The sequence below is a fragment of the Serratia sp. (in: enterobacteria) genome (genome assembly GCF_046715635.1).
GTDB lineage: Bacteria > Pseudomonadota > Gammaproteobacteria > Enterobacterales > Enterobacteriaceae > Chania.
In genome coordinates, this window is the sequence record NZ_JBKJYW010000538.1 from 44157 (window position 1) to 52282 (window position 8126).

The window sequence follows — 8126 nt, forward strand, 5'->3', positions numbered from 1 at the left end:
TCAAAGTTCAACAAGTCAAGATTGTGCTGCAATCAAAGGACGCCAGGATAAAGCGCGAGGTAAAGTGGAGCGATTATCCCAACATGGCGAACGTTACGGAGAAGCAATGAAGCAGCAGATCAGTAAAACCGACCGCATCATCATTGAGATAGGCCAGCAGATCGTGGGCGGCAAATATGTCCCGGGTTCGGCTCTGCCAGCGGAAACCGAGCTGTGTGAGGAGTTTCAGACCTCGCGCAACATCATTCGCGAAGTGCTCCGCGCCTTGATGGCTAAGCGCTTGGTGGAAGTGAAACGTTATCGTGGCGCGTTTGTCACGTTACGCAATCAGTGGAATTACCTGGATACCGAGGTCTTGAACTGGGTGTTGGCACAGGATTACGACCCACGCCTGATCGCGGCGATGAGTGAGGTGCGTAATCTGGTGGAGCCCACCATTGCCCGCTGGGCTGCAGAACGAGCAACGTCCAGCGAACTGGCGGTGATAGAGGCTGCGCTCAACGACATGGTCGCTCACCATCAGCAGCGGGAGCTGTTTAACGAAGCCGATATCCGTTATCACGAGGCGGTGTTGGCTGCGGTGCATAATCCGGTGTTGCAGCAGCTCAGTGTGGCTATCAGTTCACTGCAGCGGGCGGTGTTTGAACGCACTTATATGCCGGATGAAGACAATATGCCGCTGACTCTGCGTGAGCATCAGGATCTATATGACGCCATTCGTCATCAGGATGCGGATGCTGCAGAGCGGGCAGCGCTGGCGATGATTGCCAGCTCGACCAAACGCCTAAAGGACATAACATGAGTGACAGCTTTATCGCGATTGACTGGGGTTCCACCAACCTGCGTGCTTGGCGCTATGAGCGCGGGGAGTGCGTAGACAGCGTGCAGTCACAAGCCGGCGTAACCCGCTTGGGGGATCGATCTCCCCAGCAGGTGTTTACCGAACTGATGACGCGTTGGGCGGAACCGTTGCCGGTGGTGATGGCGGGAATGATCGGCAGCAATGCTGGCTGGTTGCAAGTGCCTTATCTGTCTTGCCCGACTCGTCTTACACAGGTAGTCACGCAGTTAACCGTGATAAAGCAGGCTTTGCCGGTAAAAACCTGGATTATCCCAGGGATATGCGTTGAACGTGCGGACAATTACAACGTTATGCGCGGCGAAGAGACTCAGCTGATTGGCGCTTATGCAGAGCAACCCGCGGCACTCTATGTCATGCCTGGAACCCACAGTAAATGGGTGCAGATGGATGGCGACACGCTGGTGGATTTTCGTACCGTTATGACGGGTGAACTGCATCATCTGCTGCTCAATCACTCTTTGATTGGCGTGGGGTTAACCGAACAGCAACCTGATCCGCAGGCTTTTGCATGCGGATTGGAAACCGGGCTTAACGAAGCGCATCTCGTGCGCCGTCTGTTTGAAACCCGGGCAGCCCACGTGCTTGGCAAACTGGAGAAAAGCGCCGTCAGTGATTGGCTTTCCGGCCTGCTTATCGGTAATGAAGTGGCGCAAATGCAGCGTCAGTATCCTTTGCCTGCGGATACGGCACTTACGGTGATTGGTAACCCAACCTTGGGAAAACGTTACGCGCAAGCACTGGAGCTGGCCGGAATACGCCATCGGATGCTGGATGGCGATCGAGCTTTTCAATCTGGGATAAGGAGTATTGTGAATGAGCTGGAACACTGAGCTGCCGCTGATTGCCATTCTGCGCGGTATCACCCCGCAGGAAGTGCATGTCCACGTACAGGCATTACTGGATGCCGGATTTGATGCCATCGAGATCCCGCTGAACTCGCCGCAATGGCAACAGAGCATCGGCGATATGGTGCAAACCTTCGGCGATCGAGCACTGATTGGGGCGGGAACCGTGCTGCAACCGCAGCAGGTGGATGAGCTGGCTGAACTGGGGAGCAAACTGGTGGTAACGCCCAATACGCAACCGGCAGTGATTAGCCGAGCGGTGCAACATGGGATGACGGTCTGCGCGGGTTGTGCCACGGCATCTGAAGCCTTCAATGCGCTGGAAGCCGGGGCGCAGGCGCTAAAAATTTTCCCATCGGTCTCCTTCGGCCCGGACTATATCAAAGCATTAAAGGCGGTATTACCGCCGCAGGTACCCGTTTTCGCCGTGGGTGGGATCACGCCGGAAAACCTGCATCTTTATTTGGCCGCAGGCTGTGTTGGCGCAGGGCTGGGGGGCGATTTATACCGTGCTGGCCAATCGGTAGAGCGCACCGCACAGCAGGCCGCCGCTTTTGTTCGAGCCTATAAGGAAGCGACACGATGAAAATCACCAAAATGACCACCTACCGGCTACCACCGCGCTGGATGTTCCTGAAAATAGAAACCGACGAGGGTATCGTGGGCTGGGGAGAGCCGGTCATTGAAGGCCGCGCCCGCAGCGTCGAAGCCGCGGTACAAGAACTGGCAGAATATGTGATTGGTCAGGATCCTGCGCGGATAAATGATATCTGGCAAACCTTATACCGGGGCGGTTTCTACCGCGGCGGGCCGATACTGATGAGCGCCATTGCCGGTATCGATCAGGCTCTGTGGGATATTAAAGGGAAAGCGCTCGGCGTGCCGGTCTATCAACTGCTCGGGGGTCTGGTGCGGGATAAAATCAAGGCCTATAGCTGGGTGGGTGGAGATCGTCCTGCCGATGTGATCGACGGTATCAACCAATTGACGCAAATCGGCTTCGATACTTTCAAGCTCAATGGCTGTGAGGAGATGGGGATTATCGACAATGCCCATAAGGTGGATACCGCCGTGGCGGTAGTCGCACAAATCCGCGAAGCCTTTGGCAAAAATATCGAGTTTGGTCTGGATTTCCATGGCCGGGTGACCGCGCCGATGGCGAAAGTGCTGATCAAAGAGCTGGAGCCTTATCGCCCGCTGTTTATTGAAGAGCCGGTGTTGGCGGAGCAGGCAGAGTATTATCCGCGGCTGGCGGCACAGACGCACATCCCTATTGCTGCCGGTGAACGCATGTATTCGCGTTTTGATTTCAAGCGCGTGCTGGCAGACGGCGGATTGGCGATTATCCAGCCCGATCTTTCCCATGCTGGTGGTATCACTGAATGCTTCAAGATTGCGGCAATGGCAGAAGCTTACGACGTGGCGCTGGCACCGCATTGCCCACTTGGGCCAATCGCTCTGGCATCTTGCCTGCATCTCGATTTTGTCGCTCGCAACGCGGTGTTCCAGGAACAGAGCATGGGCATTCATTACAATCAGGGTGCCGAGCTGTTGGATTACGTAGTGAATAAAGACGATTTCAAAATGAGTGATGGCCACTTCTATCCGCTGACCAAACCGGGGCTAGGTGTGGAAATCAATGAGGAACTGGTGATCGAACGCAGTAAACAGGCAGCGGATTGGCGTAACCCGGTCTGGCGTTATCCTGACGGTGCCGTCGCAGAGTGGTAATTCTGAATTAACTTAGCTTATTTAAATATTTATTGATAACGACATGGTGCGTGGCTTGATTTTGCCTTTGGGGTAGGCGCGCGCCTAAATAATGTAACGCCGGTGTTGAATTAAAAGCATTAACCAGATCCACCATTAAATATTATGCACCTTCGGGCAGGTACCCTACATCAACTTGCCAATATTAAATCCGAAATTAACGGAATAATAATTATGGACATGACATTAACTTCAGCGCCAAGAAGCAAGCGCCGCTATCTGACATTATTGATGATATTTGTCACCGTGGTAATTTGCTATGTTGACCGGGCTAACCTGGCAGTGGCCTCCGCCCATATTCAAGCGGAGTTTGGCATCAGTAAAACGCAAATGGGCTATATTTTCTCTGCATTTGCCTGGACTTACACCCTGTGCCAAATTCCTGGCGGTTGGTTTCTCGATCGCATGGGTTCAAAAGTAACCTATTTCATCGCCATTATGGGATGGTCGATTGCCACGCTATTGCAAGGGTTCGCCACTGGCCTGGCCTCGTTGATTGGGCTACGTGCCATTACCGGGATGTTTGAAGCCCCGGCGTTTCCAACCAATAACCGCATCGTTACCAGTTGGTTCCCTGAACAGGAACGCGCTTCGGCCGTAGGATTCTATACTTCAGGCCAGTTTGTCGGGTTGGCATTTCTTACCCCTCTGCTGATTTGGGTTCAGGAAATCCTGAGTTGGCATTGGGTATTCATCATCACCGGGGCTATCGGTATTGTCTGGGCACTGATCTGGCATTTTGTTTATCAACTGCCGCGTAAAAGCAAAGGCGTCAACAACGCTGAGCTTGAGTACATTCAGGCCGGTGGCGGGATGATCGATGGTGATGTGGTGACAGGGAAGAAAGCTCGTGTCGCTATAACCTCCGCAGATTGGAAGCTGGTATTCCACCGCAAACTGGTGGGGGTGTATCTCGGCCAGTTTGCCATTACCTCCACGCTGTGGTTCTTCCTGACCTGGTTCCCGAACTATCTGACACAGGAAAAACATATTACCGCGCTGACCGCGGGTTTTATGACGACGGTGCCTTTCCTGGCGGCATTCTTTGGCGTATTGCTTTCCGGCCTCGTTGCCGATCGCCTGTTACGCAGTGGCAAATCCATCGGCTTTGCGCGTAAAACCCCGATCATCTGTGGGCTGCTGCTTTCCACCTGCATCATGGGTGCCAACTACACCGACGATCCGCTGTGGATTATGGTGCTGATGGCGTTGGCCTTCTTCGGTAACGGTTTTGCTTCCATCACTTGGTCGTTGGTGTCTTCGCTGGCCCCGGTACGCCTGATTGGCCTGACCGGCGGGGTGTTTAACTTCGTTGGAGGTTTGGGTGGGATCACCGTTCCGCTGGTGGTGGGTTATCTGGCTGAGGATTACGGCTTTGCCCCTTCGCTGATTTATATCTCGGTAGTTGCCCTGTTGGGTGCGTTGTCCTACCTGCTGCTGGTAGGTGATGTGAAACGGGTGGGTTGATCGGGTACTATGGCGGTTCTATACCAGCCGGTATTCAGGAGCCGCCATGAGCCATCAGGAACAACAGCTGACTTTTGATCCGCGAGGTCATCAGCTCACCAACATTAACGTCTGGACGCCGTGCAGCCACTGGCTGGCGTATGATGTACGGCCAAGCGGTGCCTCCTTTACCGGGCTGAGCATTGAGCGGGTGAACGTTGCCACCGGTCAGGTAGAAGTGGTTTATCGGGCTCAGCATGGTGCCCATGTTGGCGTGGTGACGGTGAGCCCAGATGCGCCAGCACGCTATGCGTTCATTCATGGGCCGGAACATCCAGACAGCCACTGGCATTATGATTTCCACCATCGCCGTGGCGTGATCGTCAGCGAGCCGGATCGTGAACTGGCAATCACCCTTGATGCATTGGACATTACCGCCCCCTATACTCCAGGCGCGCTGCGTGGCGGCACCCATGTGCATGTCTTCAGCCCGGATGCCAGCCGCCTGAGCTTCACCTATAACGACCATGTGATGCACGAACTCGATCCGGCACTGGATTTGCGTAATGTCGGCGTAGCGGTGCCATTGCAGGGAGTGAATCCACCTAAACAGCATCCGCGTGAGTATGACGGTAGCCACTACTGCGTTCTGGTCAGCACAACGACGCCAACCCCGCAGCCGGGCAGCGATCAAATCAATCGGGCTTACGAAGAGGGCTGGGTTGGCCTGCAAGGCTACAGCAAACCCGATGGTAGCCGTCAGCGTTGGGCGTTGGCGTTTATCGGCGATACCCTCTCGCCGCAGGGGGAAAAACTGCCAGAAGTGTTTGTGGTGGATTTGCCGGAAAACGATGCCGATTATGCTAAAGCCGGGGATGCTCCCTTGCAGGGAACGGCAACGACCTTACCTGCGCCACCGTTAGGCATTCGACAACGGCGGTTAACCTATACTGGTCAACGTAAATATCCTGGGGTTGCCACCACGCCACGTCATTGGTTACGTAGTTCGCCAGACGGCAGCGCCATCGCCTTTCTGATGCAGGACGATCGGGGCATTGTGCAATTGTGGGCTATTTCCCCGAATGGCGGTGAGGCGGATCAGGTGACACAAACAGATCACAGCATCCAGTCGGCATTCAGTTGGCATCCGCAGGGGGGGAAGATTGCGCTGGTGTGTGATAACAGTGTGATGCTGTGCGATATCACCAACGGCAATCTGCAACGCCTGACCAAACGGACTGCGCAGCCACCATTGGGGGACGCCGTGGTGTTCTCACCGGATGGCAAACAGGTGGCCTTTATGCGTGAAGTCGCCGGATTCAACCAGATTTTTGTGGTGGCGGTTTAACTACAGCCCGGCTGGTGCTGAGGACGAGGTTGTCATGCCCTGGCCAGGATTGCCGCTGGCAGCCAGATTTTGTTCTTCATCATGCTGGATACGGGCTTTGGGTGAGGCTGCGGTTTTATCGCTGCCTGAGCGTAGGTAGTCGTAAGGCAGCAAAATGGTGTCCATCGCCGCCGACAGGGGCAGATCGATCGCCAGCAGGGGCATCATGGCCCAACTGGTATCTTCGCTCTTCATCATATCAACATTGGCGCGTGTACCGGAGTAATAACCCTGGTCGGCCCCGGTGTGACTGGCTACGCTGGAGCAACCGTTAGTGGTCAGCAGCAGGCAACCGGTCGCTATCATTTTTTTTATGGGTTTCATTCTTCCATCCTGAGGGGGACACATCCCCTGAAATTTGCTGATTTATAACATCCAGCCAACGCATTGAAAGATGCAACATTCCGCACTGTGGCGGCTCTCTCACTTTGAGTGTATGTGATAAACAAATTTTCGCCGTTTCCGTTGGCAATTATTTAATCATCGCCAGTTGAAATGTGGAAAGCAAACCCCATCTTCTCTACAAGGCCAAATTAAGAATTTGCCGTAAGGGAATTCAAGCCTGATAGCCTGTCCATGATGGAAGGCTACATTATCAACCTCGCTGAAGTGCCTTAGGAGGCTGTTTTATGCGCAACTTTGATCTTTCCCCGCTGTACCGTTCCGCGATCGGTTTTGATCGCCTGTTCAACGCCCTTGAGGCTGGCCAAAGCCAGGGTAACGGTGGCTATCCGCCGTACAACGTTGAGCTGGTTGATGAAAATCATTACCGCATTGCCATCGCGGTGGCCGGGTTTGCCGAGCAGGAACTGGAGATCACCACGCAAGACAATCTGTTGATTGTGCGCGGGGCCCACACCAACGAGCCTGCTGAGAGAACCTATTTATATCAAGGCATTGCCGAGCGTAACTTTGAACGCAAATTCCAGCTGGCCGAGCATATTCAAATTAGAGGCGCCAAACTGGAAAACGGCCTGCTGTATATCGATCTGGAACGTATCGTGCCGGAAACATTAAAGCCACGTCGGATCGAAATTAAGTAATTGTTGTTTTATCACCGTGCCTGCCGTTAGGGGGCAAACTTTGAATTACCCTATGAATTTCAAGCCGCAGCTAGGCGACCAATTTGCTCATCCCCAGGAGCTTACTTTTAGTAAGTGACTGGGGTGACAAATCTGTCGGGAACAGATTTGAACGCTGTACACAGCGGCCCCGAAGGGGTGAGGTCCATGGATGGGCCGAATAGCTATGTGCAGATAACAACGCTGTGGCTTGAAAGGCGACGGGTAAAAACCTCGCTTCTTGGAAGGAGAGTACTATGCGTAACTACGATTTATCCCCACTTCTGCGTCAATGGATCGGTTTTGACAAGCTGGCCAGCTCAATGGGAGGCCAGGAGCCACAAGGGTTCCCGCCATATAACATTGAGAAGAGCGACGATAACCACTATCGCATTTCCCTGGCGTTGGCCGGGTTCAAACAAAGTGAACTGGATATTGAAGTGGAAGGCCCGCGCCTGACCGTGCGTGGCAACCCCACACCGCCGGAAAAACAGGTGGAGTATCTGCATCAGGGGCTGGTGTGCAAAGAGTTCAGCCTGACATTTACCCTGGCAGAGCACCTGCAGGTGGCCGAAGCCAAATTTGAAAACGGCCTGCTGCATATCGATCTGGTACGCCACGTGCCAGAAGCCTTGCAGCCACAACGCATCAGCATCGGCAGCACTCCGGAGCTGGAAGCCAAATAACCGGCTGAAAAAAAACAAAAACTTGCGGGGGAGGTCCATTCGGGCCTCCCCCGTTGCATTCTGTGGCAT

9 protein-coding genes are annotated in these 8126 nt (G+C 54.0%); 8 read left to right on the forward strand and 1 reads right to left on the reverse strand.

The features are described 5' to 3' along the window. The first annotated feature begins 106 nt into the window (after window positions 1–106). The 6 genes from ACLQ7H_RS28035 (at window position 107) to ACLQ7H_RS28060 (ending at window position 6271) form a co-directional block, all read left to right on the forward strand. Window positions 107–802: a FadR/GntR family transcriptional regulator gene (locus tag ACLQ7H_RS28035; protein WP_411755497.1), complete on the forward strand. Its 696-nt coding sequence runs from the start codon at window positions 107–109 to the stop codon at window positions 800–802. After that, on the forward strand, window positions 799–1692 hold the full coding sequence (locus ACLQ7H_RS28040; RefSeq protein ID WP_411755498.1) for a 2-dehydro-3-deoxygalactonokinase: 894 nt from the start codon (window positions 799–801) through the stop codon (window positions 1690–1692). The genes ACLQ7H_RS28035 and ACLQ7H_RS28040 overlap by 4 nt, the downstream gene beginning before the upstream one ends. Beyond that, the gene (locus ACLQ7H_RS28045) at window positions 1676–2293 is read left to right on the forward strand and encodes a 2-dehydro-3-deoxy-6-phosphogalactonate aldolase (protein WP_411755499.1); all 618 of its coding nucleotides are present in this window, start codon (window positions 1676–1678) and stop codon (window positions 2291–2293) included. Before ACLQ7H_RS28040 ends, ACLQ7H_RS28045 begins: the two co-directional genes overlap by 17 nt. Beyond that, a complete protein-coding gene (dgoD, locus tag ACLQ7H_RS28050; RefSeq protein ID WP_411755500.1) occupies window positions 2290–3438 on the forward strand; it encodes a galactonate dehydratase in 1149 nt (382 codons plus the stop codon). The genes ACLQ7H_RS28045 and dgoD overlap by 4 nt, the downstream gene beginning before the upstream one ends. Window positions 3439–3651: 213 nt before the next feature. Next, complete coding sequence (locus ACLQ7H_RS28055) at window positions 3652–4944, forward strand: MFS transporter (RefSeq protein ID WP_411755501.1); 1293 nt, start codon at window positions 3652–3654, stop codon at window positions 4942–4944. Between the two features lie 46 nt (window positions 4945–4990). Then, window positions 4991–6271 (forward strand): DUF3748 domain-containing protein, encoded by a 1281-nt coding sequence (locus tag ACLQ7H_RS28060; protein ID WP_411755502.1) that lies wholly within the window; start codon window positions 4991–4993, stop codon window positions 6269–6271. Here the strand turns inward: ACLQ7H_RS28060 and ACLQ7H_RS28065 are convergent, their stop codons facing one another. Next, window positions 6272–6634, reverse strand: coding sequence for a YceK/YidQ family lipoprotein (locus tag ACLQ7H_RS28065; protein ID WP_411755503.1), 363 nt, complete (start codon window positions 6632–6634; stop codon window positions 6272–6274). It lies immediately after the preceding gene. Between the two features lie 305 nt (window positions 6635–6939). Between ACLQ7H_RS28065 and ibpA the strand changes: the two genes are divergently transcribed. Both ibpA and ibpB read left to right on the forward strand, forming a co-directional pair. Next, window positions 6940–7353 (forward strand): small heat shock chaperone IbpA, encoded by a 414-nt coding sequence (gene ibpA / locus ACLQ7H_RS28070; RefSeq protein ID WP_021181374.1) that lies wholly within the window; start codon window positions 6940–6942, stop codon window positions 7351–7353. Window positions 7354–7628: 275 nt separating this feature from the next. Next, window positions 7629–8057 carry a small heat shock chaperone IbpB gene (gene ibpB, locus ACLQ7H_RS28075; protein ID WP_024483305.1) on the forward strand — a complete coding sequence of 143 codons (429 nt, stop codon included), beginning with the start codon at window positions 7629–7631 and terminating at the stop codon, window positions 8055–8057. The last annotated feature ends 69 nt before the right edge of the window (window positions 8058–8126 follow it).

Excerpts from the sequence above, each read along its gene's own strand:
- ACLQ7H_RS28035 (WP_411755497.1), top strand. The coding sequence starts at position 107 with ATGAAGCAGCAGATCAGTAAAACCGACCGCATCATCATTGAGATAGGC.
- ACLQ7H_RS28040 (WP_411755498.1), top strand. The coding sequence starts at position 799 with ATGAGTGACAGCTTTATCGCGATTGACTGGGGTTCCACCAACCTGCGT.
- ACLQ7H_RS28045 (WP_411755499.1), top strand. The coding sequence starts at position 1,676 with ATGAGCTGGAACACTGAGCTGCCGCTGATTGCCATTCTGCGCGGTATC.
- dgoD (WP_411755500.1), top strand. The coding sequence starts at position 2,290 with ATGAAAATCACCAAAATGACCACCTACCGGCTACCACCGCGCTGGATG.
- ACLQ7H_RS28055 (WP_411755501.1), top strand. The coding sequence starts at position 3,652 with ATGGACATGACATTAACTTCAGCGCCAAGAAGCAAGCGCCGCTATCTG.
- ACLQ7H_RS28060 (WP_411755502.1), top strand. The coding sequence starts at position 4,991 with ATGAGCCATCAGGAACAACAGCTGACTTTTGATCCGCGAGGTCATCAG.
- ACLQ7H_RS28065 (WP_411755503.1), bottom strand. The coding sequence starts at position 6,634 with ATGAAACCCATAAAAAAAATGATAGCGACCGGTTGCCTGCTGCTGACC.
- ibpA (WP_021181374.1), top strand. The coding sequence starts at position 6,940 with ATGCGCAACTTTGATCTTTCCCCGCTGTACCGTTCCGCGATCGGTTTT.
- ibpB (WP_024483305.1), top strand. The coding sequence starts at position 7,629 with ATGCGTAACTACGATTTATCCCCACTTCTGCGTCAATGGATCGGTTTT.